The following is an 18,490-nucleotide window of genomic DNA, read 5'->3' on the forward strand; positions in this document are numbered from 1 at the left end:
CCGTCGGCCGCCCGGGGGCAAATCGCGGGCGAAGAGGAGCAGTTGGCCATGCCCTGCCTGCTCCCCCGCCCCCGGTCAACCGGCCCGTCGCCCGCCCCCGGGCCCCATCTCCCGGTGCCCGGCCTCGCCCCGTGGACGCGGCTCGCGCGCGGCCTTCGCGCCGCTCGGCGGCTTCGGCGACGCGTTGATGCGTACGCGCACGAAGCGGAGGTTCCGTTCAGCCGCGCGCCCCCACCAGATGCCGGACCAGCCTCGGTGAGGCGAACTCCGTCCCGCACACGAACCGCATCACGGGACCGTACGAAGCCGCCGCCGGCAGCCCCGTGAAGTACAGCCCGGGTACCGAGGACCTGAACCCGGCACCCAGCTTCGGTGTCCCCCGGCTCACCGCCAGTTCCGTACGCAGTTCGTGCCCGAGGAAGTCCATCGAGGCGAGGTCGACGCGGTATCCGGTCGCGGCGACGACGTGGTCCGCGGAGAGTTCCTCGACGCGTCCGTCGAGGGTCTGGACGGCGAGGGCCGGATGGCCGCCCGCCGATCCGGAGCGGACGATCCGCGACACCTCGCTCACCTGCACCTTCCCCTCGAACCGCTCCCGCAGCCACCAGGCGCCGAGAGGGCCTAGCACCCGGCGGACCAGGAAGTGCCGGGCCTGCGGCGGCAGATGGCGGTACGGGTGGGGGTAGTAACTGAGGGCCCACAGCGACCAGGCCCGGCCGAAGGGCGACTCGGGGCGCAGCCTCGGCTGTGTCCACGGGGGCGCGCCGAAGGCGACCGAGCCCTTACCGCGCGCCACCACGCGCACCTGCGCGCCCGCCTCCGCCGCGGGCGCCGCCGTCTCCAGGGCGGACTGGCCCGCGCCCACGACGATCAGCTCCTTGCCGGAGAACCGGGACAGGTCGTGGAGCTGCGAGCTGTGCGAGACGGGCCCCGTGGGGGTCGGTCCGTCGGGCGCGGCCGCGGCCAGCTCGGGCGGCAGATGGGCCAGCCCGGACAGCCCGGTCGCGACGACGACCGCCCGCGCGGTGAACAACTCCCCGGAGTCCAGCTTGAGTTCGAAGCCCCCCGAGCCGCGCCGACCGCCCCGCCCGGCATCCCCCTGATCGCCCCGCCGGTCGACCGACACGACCCGCACCCGCTCCAGGTCCGGCACGAGCTTCTGCCGGAACCACTCCCCGTAGGCGACGAACGTCTCGACCGGGACGATGTCCTCGTCCGTGACGAGTCGGCGGATGCCGGCCGCGTCGCAGTAGTCGACGAGGTTGTGCCCGGGCTGCGGGGCGTCGATGTTCGAGGCGGCCGGGGTCGACTTCAGAAGCATCCCCTCAGGCATGTGCTCACGCCAGCTCACCATGGGCTCACCGAACACCCGTACCGCAATGCCGCGCGCTCGCAGATGCGCGGCGGTGGACAGGCCGAAGGGCCCGGCACCGATCACTGCCACCGGCTCCATCACGAAGTCCCCTCCCCAGGACGCTGCTTCGTCACTTCGTGGTCAACACCAACGTGCGTGTGCTGTGTATCGCTGGCTCGTGGCCGAAGGGGCCCTCACCCCGTGCTCGGACGGGTGCTCCGGCGGTTGGTCCGCCACAGTTGGTACATGTGCTTCGCTCCGGGCCGTACGAAGCGCGCGAGCATGGTGAAGAACGGCCGCAGGTCGTCCGCCGCCAGCCACGCCAGCTCCGTGCCGCTCGCGTGGGCCGGGGCGTGCGGTGTCGAGTAGCCGCTGCGGCGGTACGCGAGCAGGGCGGGCAGGTCGATGTTCTCCACGATGTACCGCCGGCCCGCGAGCTGTTCCCCCTCCGGAACGGTGCGGCCGGTCAGATCCAGATGCATGGCGCGGACGACGTCGATCCCCGACTCGTTCTCGAAGAGCCGGAACTGTGCGCCCATCCGCGGGTTGAAGTCGAGCAGTTTGTACCGGCCGTCGCGCCGGTCGAAGCGCAGGTCCAGGTCGATGACGCCACTGAAGCCGATCCGTTTGATGAAACGCGCGGCGATGTCCGCGAGTTCCGGATTGTCGACCACGTACGCGTTCGCCGTCATCCCCGCGTGCGGCGGCCAGGAGCGGACCTTGACGCCGGTGAACATCGCGAGCGGCGTCGAGTCCGCGTCGAAGTACGCGTGCACGATCCAGTCCTCGGCGTCCTCCCTGGGCAGATACTCCTGGAGGATCACCCCGGGGTGCTCGCCCCAGTCGCGTGCGAGCGCGAGCAGCCTCTCGCGGGTCTCGATACGGGTCGTCCCGCTCACGGCCGGTCGTGCGCGGCGCACGAAGGCCTCGCGGTTCTTGGCGACGAGCGGGAAGACCGCCTTCGCGGCGAAGTCCTCGATCTCCTCGTACGACTCCGGGCAGGCGGACTCCGGGCTGGGTATGCCGTGCTCCAGGCAGAGTTCGTGCAGGCCCTGCTTGCTGGCGAGGCGGCGCGGAAGGCCGGCCTCCACTCTGGGAAACAGGAAGCGGCCCGCGAGTTCCGCCTGGTGCTCGGCGATGAGCACCGCGGCCTCCTCGTCGGTCGGGATCAGCACGCTGGGCCGGCCGATCCGGCGCCCCACGCGCAGCAGTCCCTCGACGAGCCGCTCGGGCCGCTCCGTCCCCGTGGTCGGCCAGACGAACGCCTGCCGCAGATGCCGCGAGGCCGCGGCGGGCGTGTACCGGTCCTCCGTGATCGCGTACATCGGTACGCCCAGGCGTCCGAGGCTGCGGATCGCGCCCACTCCGCCGTGGTGCAGCGGGTAGTCGCCGAACTTCACGATCAGGCCCGGAACGTCCCGGTCCGCGCCGAACGGCACGCCTGCGAAACGTCTGGCCACGGGTCCCCCCACGTGTCCCTCCCACTGGACCCGGACCCACCCCGTCCGCGTCCCCCGAAAGGACGCTAAGCCGGAATCAGCTACTCCAACCCCACCCCTAATCGGACATTGCGAACTCTTTAGACACTGCCCAAGAGCGCCGACTCCCCCGTAACGTGTGCTGCACCCACACGGAAAGCGAGGCAGCACCCGATGCCCCCCTTCGATGTCACCGAGGGCGATCCCTTCGGCCCGCACAATCTTCCGTACGGCGTGTTCTCCCTCGACGGCTCCGACAGCGACTCCGGCCGGCGGAGCGTGGGCGTTCGGCTGGGCGACCACGTGCTGGACGCGGGGGCCGCGGCCGTGGAACTCGGCTCCCCGTACGCCGCTCTGCTCGCCCGTCCCTCGCTGAACCCTCTGCTCGCTGCCGGCCGCACGGCATGGTCGGACGTGCGGCGCGCGATCACGGCGTGGGTGACGGTGCCGGCCCACCGAGAGACCATCGCGCCCCTGCTGCACCCGCTCTCCGAGGTGACGCTCCACCTCCCCTTCGAGGTCGCCGACTACGTCGACTTCTACGCCTCCGAGAACCACGCCCGTAACGTCGGCCAGATCTTCCGCCCCGACGCCGAGGACTCCCTCACCCCCAACTGGAAGCATCTGCCGATCGGTTACCACGGCAGGTCGGGCACCGTCGTGGTCTCCGGGACCGAGGTCGTACGCCCTTCGGGCCAGCGCAAGGCCCCGGCCGACCCGGCGCCGGTCTTCGGGCCGTCCGTCCGGCTGGACATCGAGGCGGAGGTCGGCTTCGTGGTCGGCACGCCCTCCGCGATGGGCACGGCCGTCCCGCTGAGCGACTTCCGCGACCACGTCTTCGGGCTCTGCCTCCTCAACGACTGGTCCGCCCGCGACCTCCAGGCCTGGGAGTACGTCCCCCTCGGCCCGTTCCTCGGCAAGTCCTTCGCCACCTCGGTGTCGGCCTGGATCACACCGCTCGACGCCCTGGACGACGCCCGGGTCGCGCCCCCGACACGTACGCATCCGCTGCTGCCGTATCTGGACGACGCCTCCGAGGACCCCGGCGGCTACGACCTGCGCATCTCCGTCGCCGTCAACGGCCATGTCGTCTCCGAGCCGCCCTTCTCGACCATGTACTGGACGGCCGCCCAGCAGCTGGCCCACATGACGGTGAACGGCGCGTCGCTGCGCACGGGCGACCTGTACGGGTCCGGCACCGTGAGCGGGGCCTCGGACGACCAGCGGGGCTCGCTCCTGGAGCTGACCTGGAACGGGCGGGACACCCTCGACCTCCCCGACGGCAAGCGCACCTTCCTGGAGGACGGGGACACGGTGACGCTGACCGCGTGGGCACCGGGACCGGACGGGACCCGGGTGGGCCTGGGCGAGGTGAGCGGGCGCATCGCGGCGGGCGCGTAGCTGTCCGGCCGCGAGCGCATCCGCCCGCGGGCGCGTCCGGCCACGCGGCGGTCCCGTACGTACCTGGCCGGGGCCGCCTTTCCGGTGGGACGCGTCGGCGTCGGCATTCGCTGACGCGGGGTTGTTCTGACCTGCGGGTCGGTGGGGGCTTGTCGCGCAGTTCCCCGCGCCCCTTAAGGGGCCCCTGCCGAGGCGGTCCTTTAGGAGGCGGCGCGCCCCGAGCGTGTGCCCTCCCCGGCGGCGCCCGCAGTGGCAGATCTTGCCGCGCCCCCGGGAAAACCCCAGCTCAGCCGCCTGACCGGCGGAGCCGCTGGTGGCGCAACACTCCGGCAACACCACATCCCGTGCCCCGTCGGTATGGTCCGTCGCATGCCCACCGAACGCATCCGTGACCACGCCGGCCAGGGCGCGACCACCGTCGCCGCCCACCGGCGGCGGCTGCGCGCGGACCGGGCCAGGCAACTCGCCGACCTGCTGCGCCACCAGGTGCTGGCGGGCGGTTTCCCGCACGGCACGCTGCCGCACGAGGCGGCCATCGGCGCCGACTACCGGGCCTCGCGCAACACCGTGCGCCAGGCCCTCGACCTGCTGCGGGCCGAGGGTCTGGTGGAACGGCAGCCCGGTGTCGGCACGGTCGTCGTCGCCGATGGCCGCCTCGTGCGGACTCGACCGGCTGATGGGACTCGCGGAGACCCTGCGCGAACACGGCCGGGGCAGCAACGAGGTCCGCACCGCGGGCCCGGTCGCCACACCGGCCCCGGTCGCCGAGCGGCTGCGAGTGCCCGTGGGCGCCGACGTCCTCTGCATCGAGCGGCTGCGACGGCTGAACGGCCTCCCGCTCTCCCTCGACCTCACCTACATCCCACTCGACCTCGGCACCGCCCTGCTCGGCGCCGACCTGGAGAACACCGACGTCTTCCGCCTCCTGGAAGGCATCACCGGACAGCCGCTCGGGCACGCCGAGATCACCCTGGAGGCCGTCAACGCCGACGCGCACTCCGCGACGGTTCTGCGGGCCCCGCGCGGCTCGGCCGTCCTGATGCTGGAGCGCAACTGAGCCACCTGCCCGAGGAGTCGATCTCCGCCCTGGAGTCGATCCTGCACTCCGCCGAGCGGCCCACCCGCGGCACCCTCCACGCCGGCCGCGGTCACGACTACCGCACCCACGACGTCGAGATGCACATCTCCGAGATCGGCCTGTGCGGCGGCCACTCGGCCTCCGGCGTACGGGTCGACGACCACGCCCGTACGACCGTGCCGCGGCTGTACGCCGCCGGGGACCTGGCGTCCGTCCCGCACAACTACATGATCGGCGCGTTCGTCTTCGGTGACCTCGCGGGGGCGGACGCAGCCCAGTACCGCGCCCACCAGGGCGAGTTGCCCCAGGAGCAGCTGCGCGAGGCGCACGAGCTGATCTACCGCCCGCTGCGCAATCCGGAGGGGCCGCCCCAGCCCCAGGTCGAGTACAAGCTCCGCCGCTTCGTGAACGACTACGTGGCGCCCCCGAAGCCCGGTGCCCGGCTGTCGCTCGCGGTCGAGTCCTTCGAGCGGATGCGCGACGACATCTCCGCGATGGGCGGACGCACTCCGCACGAGCTGATGCGGTGCGCCGAGGTCACCTTCATCCGCGACTGCGCGGAGATGGCGGCCCGTGCCTCGCTGGCCCGCACGGAGTCCCGCTGGGGCCTCTACCACGACCGCACGGACCATCCCGCGCGCGACGACGTCTCCTGGTTCCACCACCTCGACCTGCACAAGTCCCCCTCTGGTTCGATGGAGTTCACGGCTCGTCCCGTGGCTCCCTGCCGTCCCCGTCGACGGCTTCGACCCGGCCGGCGGCCCCTCCCGGCACCTCGGCGAGGTCCACCCGGAGGGCGTGGCCACGGCGGGCGCACGGGACGCGGCGCCCGTGGCCGCCCGTCCGTCCACCGCCGTGACCGGAAGCCCCGGTCCCGACGACAACAGCGAGGACGGCGACAGCGACGGCACCAGCAGCGACAGCGCCCGTGGGGACGCCTCACCCGGCTGCTCGAACTCCTCGCCCTCGCCGAGGAGGAGCCCGAACTCGCCACCGTCCAGCCCTACTTGAGCGACCCCGAGCCCTCCGTCCGGCGAGCGGCCGTCAGCGTGCTCACCGAGACCACACCCACCGGAACCGGTCCGGCGCTGGCCGCCGCACTCGCCGACACCGACGCTGCCGCACGTGCCTCCGCGGCGGCCTCGTTGCGCGAACTCGGCGAGACGCTCACCCCGGAACCGGCCCTGCGCGACCCGCTCACACGCGCCCTCGCACAGCCCGACCCCGTGGTTCGCGCCGCCGCCCTCGACGTCCTGCGTGCCCTGCGGCTGGGCGACGCCGTCCTCTTCGCCCGCTCACTGGGCGATCCCGACATCTCCGTCCGTATCGAAGCGGTCCGGGCCCTGGTCTCCGTCGACGCGGCCGACGAACTGGTCCGGGCGGCCGACGACACCTCCCGCGAGGTCCGGGTGACCGTGGCGAAGGCACTGGCAACGGTGGGCGCGGACGCGGGCCGCCAGGACGTGGCTGTCGCGGCGAGCGCGGCGAGCGCGGATGCGGGCCACCGGAACCTGGTTGTCCCGTCGGGCGCGGCAGCCGCTCCGGCGCCGACGTCAGGGCGTGCGCGTCACGCGCTCTGTGACACGCACGCGGTGCCGCCCCCGCTCCGCGCTCGACCTCAAGCGCCGGACAGGCGGAAGAGCTGGGGCGCAGCCCCGCTCTTCAGGGGCGCGGGGAACTGCGCGACCAGCCCCCACCGGCCCGCACCTATATCCAGTCCTCCGGCTCCGGCTCCGCTTCCATCTCGGGCCAGTACAACCCGGGGTCGCCGTCACTCCGAGGCGTCGGGACCGACCTCTCGCCGCTCCCCGAATCCTCCGCTCGCCCAGCGCCGGAGCCAGAACCGGAGTCAGAACCGGAGCCGGAGCCGGAAGGCCGCTCCAGGGCAGCGAGCACCCCGATCACACCCTCCCCGTACGTCACGAGCTTCTTCTCGCCGATCCCGCTGATCCCGCCCAGCTCGGCTACGGAGCCGGGCCACACCGTGGCGATCTCCCGCAGCGTGGCGTCGTGGAAGATGACGTACGCCGGGACGCCCTGTTCCTTGGCCTGGCCGGCCCGCCAGGCGCGCAGGGCCTCGAAGGCGGGGAGCAGCTCCGGACCAAGCTCGGCCGCCGCGGCCGCCGCCTTGGCCTTGCGCTCGCTCCGGCCGGAACCGGACGAGGAGGACGAGGACCGGGAAGCCACCGGCTTCGGCGGCTCCTTGCGCAGCGGTACCTCCCGCTCGCGCCGCAGCACGGTCCCGCTCGCCTCGGTCAGCACCAACGTGCCGTACTCACCCTCGACCGCGAGGAGCCCCTGGGCCAGCAACTGCCGGACGACACCGCGCCATTCGCCCTCGGCCAGATCCTCGCCGATGCCGAACACGGACAGCTGGTCGTGGTCGAACTGGATGACCTTGGCACTCCTGCGTCCGAGCAGGATGTCGACGATCTGGAGTGCCCCGAACTTCTGCCCCCGCTCACGCTGCAGCCGCACCACGGTGGACAGCACCTTCTGGGCCGCGACCGTGCCGTCCCAGGTCTCGGGCGGGAGCAGGCACGTGTCGCAGTTCCCACAGGCCGGGGCCTCCGGGTCCTGGCCGAAGTAGGCGAGCAACTGGCCGCGCCGGCACTGGGCGGTCTCGCACAGCGCGAGCATCGCCTCGAGATGCGCGGCCGCCCGGCGCCGGAACGCCTCGTCGCCCTCGCTCGACTGGATCATCTTGCGCTGTTGTATGACGTCGTTCAGGCCGTAGGCCATCCATGCCGTGGACGGCAGTCCGTCTCGGCCGGCGCGGCCCGTCTCCTGGTAGTAACCCTCGACCGACTTCGGCAGGTCGAGGTGGGCGACGAACCGGACGTCCGGCTTGTCGATGCCCATGCCGAAGGCGATGGTCGCGCACACCACCAGGCCGTCCTCGCGCAGGAACCGCGACTGGTGGGCGGCGCGCGTGCCTGAGTCCAGGCCCGCGTGGTACGGCACCGCCGCGATGCCGTTGCGGGCGAGGAACTCTGCCGTCTTCTCGACCGAGTTGCGCGACAGGCAGTACACGATGCCCGCGTCGCCCGCGTGCTCCTCCTTCAGGAAGGACAGGAGCTGCTTCTTCGGGTCGGCCTTCGGCACGACCCGGTACTGGATGTTGGGCCGGTCGAAGCTCGCCACGAAGTGACGGGCGTCCGGCATGCCCAGGCGCTGGGTGATCTCCTGGTGCGTGGCGTGCGTGGCCGTCGCGGTCAGCGCGATCCGCGGTACGTCCGGCCAGCGCTCGCCCAGCAGCGAGAGCGACAGGTAGTCGGGGCGGAAGTCGTGGCCCCACTGCGACACGCAGTGCGCCTCGTCGATCGCGAAGACTGAGATCTTTCCGCGCTTGAGGAGGTCGAGCGTGGACTCCAGGCGCAGCCGCTCGGGTGCGAGGTAGATCAGGTCGAGCTCGCCCGCGAGGAACTCGGCCTCGACGGTGCGCCGCTCGTCGAAGTCCTGCGTGGAGTTCATGAACCCGGCGCGCACGCCGAGCGCCCGCAGCGCGTCCACCTGGTCCTGCATCAGCGCGATGAGGGGTGAGACCACCACGCCCGTACCCGGTCTGACCAGGGCCGGGATCTGGTAGCAGAGCGACTTTCCGCCGCCGGTGGGCATGAGGACGACCGCGTCCCCGCCGCTCACCACATGCTCGATGACGGCTTCCTGCTCGCCTCGGAAGGCCTCGTAACCGAAGACCCGGTGGAGCGTGCCGAGCGCTTCGCTCTCCGCCACCTCTGTCATCACACCCGTCCCGCCCATCGTCCCGTCCCCCGTACGTCGTGCCTCGACCACTGCCCCCACGATAGGGGTCCGCACCGACAGCCTCGGAGTTATCCACAGGCTGTGACGGAGGTTCCGTCGAATACGTCCGTCGGCCCGCACCCGAAAACACTTCGGGCCCCGGCTCCCAAAGGAACCGGGGCCCGAAGAGCACCAGGTCAGCGAACGAAGACGCCCGCCTGACCGGCCAGATCAAGGAAGTACTGCGGCGCCACACCCAGTACCAGCGTGACCGCCACGCCCACCCCGATCGCCGTCATCGTGAGCGGCGACGGCACGGCGACCGTCGGCCCCTCCGGACGGGGCTCGCTGAAGAACATCAGCACGATCACCCGGATGTAGAAGAACGCCGCGATGGCCGACGAGATCACACCGACCACGACGAGCGCGCCCGCGCCGCCCTCGGCCGCCGCCTTGAACACGGCGAACTTCCCGGCGAAGCCGGAGGTCAGCGGGATGCCGGCGAAGGCCAGCAGGAAGACCGCGAACACGGCGGCCACCAGTGGTGACCTGCGTCCGAGACCGGCCCACTTGGACAGGTGCGTGGCCTCGCCGCCCGCGTCCCGTACGAGGGTGACCACCGCGAACGCGCCGATCGTGACGAACGAGTACGCACCCAGGTAGAAGAGCACCGACGAGACACCGTCCGGCGTGGCCGCGATGACACCCGCGAGGATGAATCCCGCGTGCGCGATCGACGAGTACGCGAGGAGCCGCTTGATGTCGGTCTGGGTGATCGCGACGATCGCACCGCCCAGCATGGTGACGACCGCGACGCCCATCATCACCGGCCGCCAGTCCCAGCGCAGGCCCGGCAGCACGACGTACAGCAGCCGCAGCAGCGCGCCGAAGGCGGCCACCTTGGTCGCGGCGGCCATGAAGCCGGTGACCGGGGTCGGCGCGCCCTGGTAGACGTCCGGGGTCCACATGTGGAACGGCACGGCGCCGACCTTGAAGAGCAGGCCCATGACGACCATCGCGGCGCCGATGAGCAGCAGCGCGTCGTTGCCCATGGTGTCGGCGAGTGCCGGGTTCACCGTCCCGATGGTGCCGTCGACGACCTGCGCGATCGTCGCGTACGACACCGAACCGGCGTAGCCGTACAACAGCGCGATGCCGAAGAGGGTGAACGCGGAGGCGAAGGCGCCGAGCAGGAAGTACTTGACCGCGGCCTCCTGCGACATGATCCGCTTGCGGCGGGCCACGGCGCACAGGAGGTAGAGCGGCAGCGAGAAGACTTCCAGGGCGATGAACAGCGTCAGCAGGTCGTTGGCCGACGGGAAGACGAGCATGCCGCCGATCGCGAAGAGCAGCAGCGGGAACACCTCGGTGGTGGCGAACCCGGCCTTGACCGCGGCCTGCTCGCTGTCGCTGCCCGGCACGGACGCTGCCTGCGCGGCGAAGGAGTCGACGCGGTTGCCGTGGGCCACCGGGTCGAGACGCCGCTCGGCGAACGTGAACACGCCGAGCACGCCGGCCAGCAGGATCGTGCCCTGCAGGAACAGCGCGGGCCCGTCGACCGCGATGGCGCCCATCGCGGCGATACCGGCCTTGGTGGTGCCGTATCCGCCCGCCGCGAGTCCCACGACCGCCGCGAAGGCGGCGGCGAGGGCGACGACGGACACGAACAACTGGACGTAGTAGCGGGACTTCCGGGGCACGAAGGCCTCGACCAGGATCCCGATGATCGCCGCACCGATGACGATCAGGGTGGGCGACAATTGCCCGTATTCGATCTTCGGCGCGTCGATCTTGTCGATCGGGTCGGCCGCCATTGTCCACAGGCTGTGGACGGCTGTAGCGCTCACGGGGCCGCCTCCACCTCGGGCTGGGGGTCCTTCTTCTGTACGTCGGACATGGTCTGCTTGACCGCCGGGTTGACGATGTCGGTGATCGGCTTCGGATAGACGCCGAGGAAGATCAGCAGGGCGATCAGCGGGGCGACCACCACGAGTTCCCGCACCCGGAGGTCGGGCATCGCGGAGACCTCGGGCTTCACCGGGCCGGTCATCGTCCGCTGGTAGAGCACGAGCGTGTAGAGCGCGGCGAGGACGATGCCGAAGGTGGCGATGATCCCGATGGCCGGGTAGCGCGTGAACGTGCCGACCAGGACCAGGAACTCACTCACGAACGGCGCGAGCCCCGGCAGGGACAGCGTCGCGAGGCTGCCGATCAGGAACGTGCCGGCGAGCACCGGCGCGACTTTCTGCACCCCTCCGTAGTCGGCGATCAGACGCGAGCCGCGCCGCGAGATCAGGAAGCCGGCCACCAGCATCAGCGCGGCGGTCGAGATCCCGTGGTTGACCATGTAGAGCGTCGCGCCCGACTGGCCCTGGCTCGTCATGGCGAAGATGCCCATGATGATGAACCCGAAGTGGGAGATCGACGCGTACGCCACCAGCCGCTTGATGTCGCGCTGGCCGACCGCGAGCAGCGCCCCGTAGATGATGCTGATCAGGGCGAGTACGAGGATGACCGGCGTCGCCCACTTCGAGGCCTCCGGGAAGAGCTGGAGGCAGAAGCGGAGCATCGCGAAGGTGCCGACCTTGTCGACGACCGCCGTGATCAGGACGGCGACCGGGGCGGTGGCCTCCCCCATCGCGTTGGGCAGCCAGGTGTGCAGCGGCCACAGGGGCGCCTTCACCGCGAAGGCGAAGAAGAAGCCCAGGAAGAGCCATCGCTCGGTGTTGGTCGCCATGTCCAGCGTGCCGTTGGCCCGGGCCTCGGCGATCTCCTGGAGCGAGAAGTTTCCCGCCACTACGTAGAGACCGATCACGGCGGCCAGCATGATCAGGCCGCCGACCAGGTTGTAGAGGAGGAACTTCACCGCGGCGTACGAGCGCTGGGCCGCCGCGTGCTCGTCCGAGCCCGCGTGGGCACGGTCTCCGAAGCCGCCGATGAGGAAGTACATCGGGATGAGCATGGCTTCGAAGAAGATGTAGAAGAGGAAGACGTCGGTGGCCTCGAAGGAGATGATCACCATCGCCTCGACGGCGAGGATCAGGGCGAAGAAGCCCTGCGTCGGCCGCCAGCGGCTGCTGTTGGTCTCCAGCGGGTCGGCGTCGTGCCAGCCCGCGAGGATCACGAACGGGATCAGCAGTGCGGTCAGCGCGACGAGCGCCACGCCGATGCCGTCCACGCCCAGTTCGTACCGCACCCCGAAGTCCGCGATCCAGGCGTGCGATTCGGTGAGCTGGTAGCGGTCGCCGTCGGGGTCGAAGCGGATCAGGACGACCAGGGCGAGTACCAGGGTGGCGAGCGAGACGGTCAGCGCCAGCCACTTGGCGGCGGTGCGGCGCGCGGCCGGCACGGCGGCCGTGGCGATGGCCCCGATCGCCGGGAGCACCGCCGTCGCTGTCAGCAGAGGAAAGGACATCGGTATCAGACCGCCCTCATCAGCAGGGTCGCGGCGATGAGGATCGCAGCACCGCCGAACATGGAGACCGCGTACGACCGCGCATAGCCGTTCTGCAGCTTGCGGAGCCGTCCGGAGAGGCCGCCCATCGAGGCCGCCGTACCGTTCACGACCCCGTCGACCAGGGTGTGGTCGACGTACACCAGGGAGCGCGTTAGGTGCTCTCCGCCGCGTACGAGGACGACGTGGTTGAAGTCGTCCTGGAGGAGGTCGCGCCGGGCGGCCCGGGTGAGCAGGGAGCCGCGCGGGGCGACCACCGGGACGGGACGGCGCCCGTACTGGACGTAGGCGAGAGCGACGCCGATGACGAGCACGACCATGGTGGCGAGCGTGACCGTCGTCGCGCTGACCGGCGGGTTGCCGTGCGCGTACTCGGTGACGGGCTCCAGCCACTGCACGAAGCGGTCGCCGATGCTGAAGAACCCGCCCGCGAAGACCGATCCGAAGGCCAGCACGATCATCGGGATCGTCATGGACCTGGGGGACTCGTGCGGGTGCGGCTCATGGCCGTTCTCGTCGGGCTGCCAGCGCTTCTCTCCGAAGAAGGTCATCAGCATCACGCGCGTCATGTAGTACGCGGTGATGGCCGCGCCGAGCAGGGCCACGCTGCCGAGGATCCAGCCCTCGGTGCCGCCCTTGGCGAAGGCCGCCTCGATGATCTTGTCCTTGGAGAAGAAGCCGGACAGGCCGGGGAAGCCGATGATGGCCAGGTAACCGAGGCCGAACGTCACGAAGGTGACCGGCATGTATTTCCTGAGGCCGCCGTACTTCCTCATGTCGACCTCGTCGTTCATGCCGTGCATGACCGAACCGGCGCCGAGGAAGAGCCCGGCCTTGAAGAAGCCGTGCGTCACCAGGTGCATGATCGCGAAGACGTAGCCGATGGGGCCGAGGCCCGCCGCGAGGATCATGTAGCCGATCTGCGACATGGTCGAACCGGCGAGCGCCTTCTTGATGTCGTCCTTGGCGCAACCGACGATCGCACCGAAGAGGAGCGTGACCGCTCCGACCACGGTGGTCACGAGCTGGGCGTCCGGCGCCGCGTTGAAGATGTCGGCGGAGCGGACGATCAGGTACACGCCCGCGGTCACCATGGTCGCGGCGTGGATGAGGGCCGAGACCGGCGTCGGGCCCTCCATCGCGTCCCCGAGCCAGGACTGCAGCGGTACCTGGGCGGACTTGCCGCAGGCGGCGAGCAGCAGCATCAGGGCGATGGCGGTCAGCTTGCCCTCGCCGGTCTCACCGGTGGCCTCCAGGACCGGCCCGAAGGCGAAGGTCCCGAAGGTGGTGAACATCAGCATGATCGCGATCGACAGGCCCATGTCGCCGACGCGGTTGACCAGGAAGGCCTTCTTCGCGGCGGTGGCGGCGCTGGGCTTGTGCTGCCAGAAGCCGATCAGGAGGTACGAGGCGAGGCCGACGCCCTCCCAGCCGACGTACAGCAGCAGGTAGTTGTCCGCGAGGACGAGCAGCAGCATCGCCGCGAGGAACAGGTTCAGATAGCCGAAGAAGCGGCGGCGCCGCTCGTCGTGCTCCATGTACCCGATCGAGTACAGGTGGATCAGCGAGCCGACGCCCGTGATCAGCAGCACGAACGTCATCGACAGCTGGTCGAGCTGGAAGGCCACGTCCGCCTGGAAGCCCTCTACGGGGATCCAGCTGAACAGGTGCTGGCCCATGGCCCGGTGTTCGGCGTCCTTCCCCAGCATGTCGGCGAAGAGGATCGCGCCGATCACGAAGGAGACGGACGCGAGAGCCGTACCGATCAGGTGGCCGACGGCGTCCAGTCGCCGGCCGCCGCACAGCAGTACGGCCGCTCCGAGCAGAGGCGCCGCCACAAGCAGCGCAATCAGGTTCTCCACGATTCAGCGACCCCTTACAACTTCATCAGGCTGGCGTCGTCGACCGAGGCCGAGTGGCGGGAACGGAACAGCGACACGATGATCGCGAGCCCGACCACGACCTCCGCGGCGGCGACGACCATCGTGAAGAAGGCGATGATCTGGCCGTCGAGGTTGCCGTGCATCCGGGAGAAGGCTACGAACGCGAGGTTGCAGGCGTTGAGCATGAGCTCGATGCACATGAACACCACGATCGCGTTGCGCCTGATCAGGACGCCGGTGGCGCCGATCGTGAACAACAGGGCGGCGAGGTAGAGGTAGTTGACGGGGTTCACTTCGCGGCCTCCTCTTCCCGCTCTTCGCGGCCGAGCCGCTCCTCGGAGCGCTGCTCCAGCGCCTTGAGGTCCTTGATCGCCTCGTCCGACACGTCACGGATCTGGCCGCGGTCACGCAGTGTCTTGATGACGGTGAGCTCGGACGGGGTGCCGTCCGGCAGGAGGCCGGCGATGTCCACCGCGTTGTGCCGGGCGTAGACGCCGGGGGCGGGCAGCGGCGGGAGCTGCTTGTTCGCCCGTACGCGCTCCCCGGCCAGTTCGCGCTGGGTCTTGGCCCGTTCGGTGCGCTCGCGGTGGGTGAGCACCATGGCGCCGACTGCGGCCGTGATGAGCAGGGCGCCGGTGATCTCGAAGGCGAAGACGTACTTCGTGAAGATGAGGGCCGCCAGACCCTCCACGTTGCCGCCGGCGTTGGCCTGGGTCAGGCCGTTGAACTCCGACAGCGACGCGTTGCCGATGCCCGCGCAGAGCAGGATTCCGAAGCCGAGGCCGCACAGGAGGGCCAGCCAGCGCTGACCCTTGATGGTCTCCTTCAGGGAGTCCGCCGCGGTGACACCGACGAGCATGACCACGAAGAGGAACAGCATCATGATCGCGCCGGTGTAGACGACGACCTGGACGATGCCCAGGAAGTACGCGCCGTTGGCGAGGTAGAACACCGCCAGGATGATCATGGTCCCGGCGAGGCAGAGCGCACTGTGCACGGCCTTCTTCATGAAGACGGTGCACAGGGCGCCGATCACGGCGACGGTGCCGAGGATCCAGAACTGGAAGGCCTCGCCGGTGGACGTCGAGTAGGCCGCGAGGGTGGAGGAGTGGGCGGCGAGTTGCGCGCTCATGCGTCCGCCCCCTCTTCCTCGGCCGCGCCCGAAGGGCCTGCCATCGGATGCAGCTCTCCCTTGGAGACCGCCACCTGGGGCACCGTGCCGGGCGCGGCCTCCGTGACCAGACCCCGGTAGTAGTCCCCCTCGTCCATGCCCGGGAAGATCGAGTGCGGTGACTCGACCATGCCCTCCTCGAGACCGGCGAGCAGTTGCTCCTTGGTGTAGATGAGGTTGGCGCGGCTGCTGTCGGCCAGCTCGAACTCGTTCGTCATCGTCAGCGCGCGCGTGGGGCACGCCTCGATGCACAGGCCGCACAGGATGCAGCGGGCGTAGTTGATCTGGTAGACGCGGCCGTACCGCTCGCCCGGGGAGTAGCGCTCCTCCTCGGTGTTCTCCGCGCCCTCCACATAGATGGCGTCCGCGGGACAGGCCCAGGCGCACAGCTCGCAGCCGATGCACTTCTCCAGGCCGTCCGGATGGCGGTTGAGCTGATGCCGGCCGTGGAACCGCGGGGCGGTGGTCTTCTGCTGCTCCGGATACTGCTCGGTCAGCCGCTTCTTGAACATGGCCTTGAAGGTCACGCCGAAGCCTGCGACGGGGTTCTGGAAACCGGGTTTGGTCTCCTTCTGCTCATCAGCCATCGGACGCCTCCTTTCCGTCACGAGGTCCATCGGTTCCGTCACTGTCAGTATTCACGCCACCACTGACAATCAACTCCCGCTCCCGGCGCGGACGTCGCCGGGGCACCGGCGGCAGCTCCTGTCCCGGCAGCGGCGGTACGGGGAATCCGCCCGCCATCGGGTCGAAGGCGACGGGTTCGTCCGGCGTCTCCTGGGCGTCCTTCCGGTCGCGGTACATGTCGGCGATGAAGGAGAGCAACAGCAGGACAAGGACCGCGCCCGCCACGTACAGGGCGATGTCGGCGAAGTCGTAGTTCTCGTTCCGCAGGGTCCGTACGGTCGCGACGCACATCAGCCAGACCACGGAGACCGGGATGAGGACCTTCCAGCCGAGCTTCATCAGCTGGTCGTAGCGGACGCGGGGCAGCGTGCCGCGCAGCCAGATGAAGAAGAACAGCAGCAGCTGCACCTTGATGACGAACCAGAGCATCGGCCACCAGCCGTGGTTCGCGCCCTCCCAGAAGGTGCTGACCGGCCAGGGAGCCCGCCAGCCGCCCAGGAAGAGCGTCACGGAGACCGCCGAGACGGTCACCATGTTCACGTACTCGGCGAGCATGAACAGCGCGAACTTGATGGACGAGTACTCGGTGTTGAAGCCGCCGACCAGGTCGCCCTCGGACTCCGGCATGTCGAAGGGGGCGCGGTTGGTCTCGCCGACCATCGTCACGATGTAGATCAGGAACGACACCGGCAGCAGGATGATGTACCAGCGGTCCTGCTGCTGGGCGACGATCTCCGAGGTCGACATCGAGCCCGAGTACAGGAACACCGACGCGAACGCGGCGCCCATGGCGATCTCGTACGAGATCATCTGCGCGCAGGAGCGCAGGCCGCCGAGGAGCGGATACGTCGATCCGGAGGACCAGCCCGCGAGCACGATCCCGTAGATGCCCACCGAGGCGACCGCGAGGATGTAGAGCATCGCGATCGGGAGGTCGGTGAGCTGCATCGTGGTGCGCTGGCCGAAGATCGAGATCTGGTTGTCGGCCGGCCCGAAGGGGATCACGGCGATCGCCATGAAGGCCGGGATCGCGGCCACGATCGGCGCGAGGATGTAGACGGCCTTGTCCGCGCGCTTGACGATCAGGTCTTCCTTGAGCATCAGCTTGATGCCGTCGGCGAGCGACTGGAGCATGCCCCAGGGGCCGTGCCGGTTGGGGCCGATGCGCAGCTGCATCCATGCGACGACCTTGCGCTCCCACACGATGGAGAACAGCACGGTGATCATCAGGAAGGCGAAGCAGAAGACCGCCTTGATGACGACGAGCCACCAGGGGTCGCGGCCGAACATGGAGAGGTCCTCCGCGGCCAGGTACACGGGCGCGGCGAGGTTTCCGGTCATGCCTCCACCTCCTTGGGGGTCTCGGCGGCGAGCGTCGCCGGGCCGATGCGGACGAGTGCGCCGGGCAGCGCGCCCGTGTCCGAGGCGACGCCTCCCCCGGCGGAGTTCAGCGGGAGCCAGACCACACGGTCGGGCATCTCCGTGATCTGCAGAGGGAGTTCGACCACTCCGGAGGGGCCGGTCACGGCGAGCAGGTCGCCGTTCTTGACGCCCGCCTCGGCGGCCGTGGCGGCCGACACGCGCGCGTGTGCGGCGTGCCGCGTCCCGGCGAGTGCCTCGTCGCCCTCCTGAAGACGGCCCTGGTCGAGCAGCAGCCGGTGTCCGGCGAGCACGGCCTCCCCCGCGGCGGGCCGCGGCAGCACGGCGGCGGTCCCCACGGGTTCGGTGGCCCGTGCCCCGTCCCAGGTGCCGAGCCGGTCCAGCTCCACGCGCGCGGTGCGCAGGTCGGGCAGCCCCAGGTGTACGTCCATGGCGTCGGCCAGCATCTGCAGGACGCGCCCGTCGGTGGGTGACACCCGGCGGGTCAGCTGCTCGGGCTTGAGCGCGGACTCGAAGAGGCGTGCGCGGCCTTCCCAGTTGAGGAAGGTGCCCGCCTTCTCGGCGACCGCGGCCACCGGGAAGACGACGTCCGCGTGCCCGGTGACCTCACTGGGGCGCAGTTCCAGCGACACCAGGAAGCCCACCGCGGACAGTGCTTCACGCGCGCGTGCCGGGTCCGGAAGGTCGGCGACCTCGACGCCCGCGACGACGAGCGCGGAGAGCTCCCCGGTGGCGGCGGCCTCGACGATCTGTCCGGTGTCGCGGCCGTGGCGGTGCGGCAGTGCGGCGATTCCCCAGGCCAACGTGACCTCGTCCCGCGCGCGCGGGTCGGTGGCCGGACGTCCCGCGAGATCGGTGGAGCGGCAGCCACATCCAACTTCGTTCCCGCAAGGAACTCCGACAACGCCCCCTTCTATCAC

12 protein-coding genes and 2 pseudogenes are annotated in these 18,490 nt (G+C 70.3%); 3 read left to right on the top strand and 11 right to left on the bottom strand.

The genetic code is table 11. The features are described from left to right. Window positions 1-217: 217 nt before the first annotated feature. On the bottom strand, window positions 218-1,456 hold the full coding sequence (locus O3Q52_RS14835; protein ID WP_269649253.1) for an NAD(P)-binding domain-containing protein: 1,239 nt from the start codon (window positions 1,454-1,456) through the stop codon (window positions 218-220). A gap of 92 nt (window positions 1,457-1,548) precedes the next feature. After that, window positions 1,549-2,814: an ATP-grasp domain-containing protein gene (locus O3Q52_RS14840; RefSeq protein WP_269649254.1), complete on the bottom strand. Its 1,266-nt coding sequence runs from the start codon at window positions 2,812-2,814 to the stop codon at window positions 1,549-1,551. A gap of 192 nt (window positions 2,815-3,006) precedes the next feature. Here O3Q52_RS14840 and fahA point away from each other — a divergent pair, with 192 nt between their 5' ends. The 3 genes and pseudogenes from fahA to O3Q52_RS14855 form a co-directional block, all read left to right on the top strand. Next, complete coding sequence (gene fahA, locus O3Q52_RS14845; RefSeq protein ID WP_269649255.1) at window positions 3,007-4,233, top strand: fumarylacetoacetase; 1,227 nt, start codon at window positions 3,007-3,009, stop codon at window positions 4,231-4,233. A gap of 369 nt (window positions 4,234-4,602) precedes the next feature. Further along, window positions 4,603-5,304: pseudogene (locus tag O3Q52_RS14850) on the top strand (GntR family transcriptional regulator); the annotation flags it as partial. Between the two features lie 456 nt (window positions 5,305-5,760). Further along, window positions 5,761-6,510 (top strand): annotated as a pseudogene (locus tag O3Q52_RS14855) (HEAT repeat domain-containing protein); the annotation flags it as partial. Between the two features lie 508 nt (window positions 6,511-7,018). Here O3Q52_RS14855 and recQ read toward each other — a convergent pair. The 9 genes from recQ to O3Q52_RS14900 all read right to left on the bottom strand — a co-directional run. Beyond that, complete coding sequence (recQ, locus tag O3Q52_RS14860) at window positions 7,019-9,073, bottom strand: DNA helicase RecQ (RefSeq protein WP_269649263.1); 2,055 nt, start codon at window positions 9,071-9,073, stop codon at window positions 7,019-7,021. Between the two features lie 179 nt (window positions 9,074-9,252). After that, window positions 9,253-10,902 carry an NADH-quinone oxidoreductase subunit NuoN gene (nuoN, locus tag O3Q52_RS14865; protein WP_269649256.1) on the bottom strand — a complete coding sequence of 550 codons (1,650 nt, stop codon included), beginning with the start codon at window positions 10,900-10,902 and terminating at the stop codon, window positions 9,253-9,255. Continuing rightward, window positions 10,899-12,470: an NADH-quinone oxidoreductase subunit M gene (locus O3Q52_RS14870; RefSeq protein ID WP_269649257.1), complete on the bottom strand. Its 1,572-nt coding sequence runs from the start codon at window positions 12,468-12,470 to the stop codon at window positions 10,899-10,901. The genes nuoN and O3Q52_RS14870 overlap by 4 nt, the downstream gene beginning before the upstream one ends. Before the next feature lie 5 nt (window positions 12,471-12,475). Continuing rightward, window positions 12,476-14,371 (bottom strand): NADH-quinone oxidoreductase subunit L, encoded by a 1,896-nt coding sequence (gene nuoL, locus O3Q52_RS14875; protein ID WP_269649258.1) that lies wholly within the window; start codon window positions 14,369-14,371, stop codon window positions 12,476-12,478. Between the two features lie 14 nt (window positions 14,372-14,385). Next, on the bottom strand, window positions 14,386-14,685 hold the full coding sequence (gene nuoK / locus O3Q52_RS14880) for an NADH-quinone oxidoreductase subunit NuoK (protein WP_003974374.1): 300 nt from the start codon (window positions 14,683-14,685) through the stop codon (window positions 14,386-14,388). After that, a complete protein-coding gene (locus O3Q52_RS14885) occupies window positions 14,682-15,524 on the bottom strand; it encodes an NADH-quinone oxidoreductase subunit J (RefSeq protein ID WP_269649259.1) in 843 nt (280 codons plus the stop codon). The genes nuoK and O3Q52_RS14885 overlap by 4 nt, the downstream gene beginning before the upstream one ends. Continuing rightward, window positions 15,521-16,150, bottom strand: coding sequence for an NADH-quinone oxidoreductase subunit NuoI (gene nuoI / locus O3Q52_RS14890; protein ID WP_269649260.1), 630 nt, complete (start codon window positions 16,148-16,150; stop codon window positions 15,521-15,523). The genes O3Q52_RS14885 and nuoI overlap by 4 nt, the downstream gene beginning before the upstream one ends. After that, window positions 16,143-17,531, bottom strand: a complete 1,389-nt coding sequence (gene nuoH / locus O3Q52_RS14895) for an NADH-quinone oxidoreductase subunit NuoH (protein WP_269649261.1) — start codon at window positions 17,529-17,531, stop codon at window positions 16,143-16,145. The genes nuoI and nuoH overlap by 8 nt, the downstream gene beginning before the upstream one ends. Then, window positions 17,528-18,490, bottom strand: a 963-nt coding sequence (locus O3Q52_RS14900) for a molybdopterin-dependent oxidoreductase (protein ID WP_269649262.1), incomplete at its 5' end; no start/stop codon positions are given. The genes nuoH and O3Q52_RS14900, both read right to left, overlap by 4 nt.

Source organism: Streptomyces sp. ActVer (assembly GCF_027270795.1).
Classification (GTDB): domain Bacteria; phylum Actinomycetota; class Actinomycetes; order Streptomycetales; family Streptomycetaceae; genus Streptomyces; species Streptomyces umbrinus_A.

Bases quoted from the DNA above. Each gene is read 5' to 3' on its own strand.
- nuoI (WP_269649260.1), bottom strand. From the start codon at position 16,150: ATGGCTGATGAGCAGAAGGAGACCAAACCCGGTTTCCAGAACCCCGTC.
- O3Q52_RS14870 (WP_269649257.1), bottom strand. From the start codon at position 12,470: ATGTCCTTTCCTCTGCTGACAGCGACGGCGGTGCTCCCGGCGATCGGG.
- O3Q52_RS14885 (WP_269649259.1), bottom strand. From the start codon at position 15,524: ATGAGCGCGCAACTCGCCGCCCACTCCTCCACCCTCGCGGCCTACTCG.
- nuoH (WP_269649261.1), bottom strand. From the start codon at position 17,531: ATGACCGGAAACCTCGCCGCGCCCGTGTACCTGGCCGCGGAGGACCTC.
- fahA (WP_269649255.1), top strand. From the start codon at position 3,007: ATGCCCCCCTTCGATGTCACCGAGGGCGATCCCTTCGGCCCGCACAAT.
- recQ (WP_269649263.1), bottom strand. From the start codon at position 9,073: ATGGGCGGGACGGGTGTGATGACAGAGGTGGCGGAGAGCGAAGCGCTC.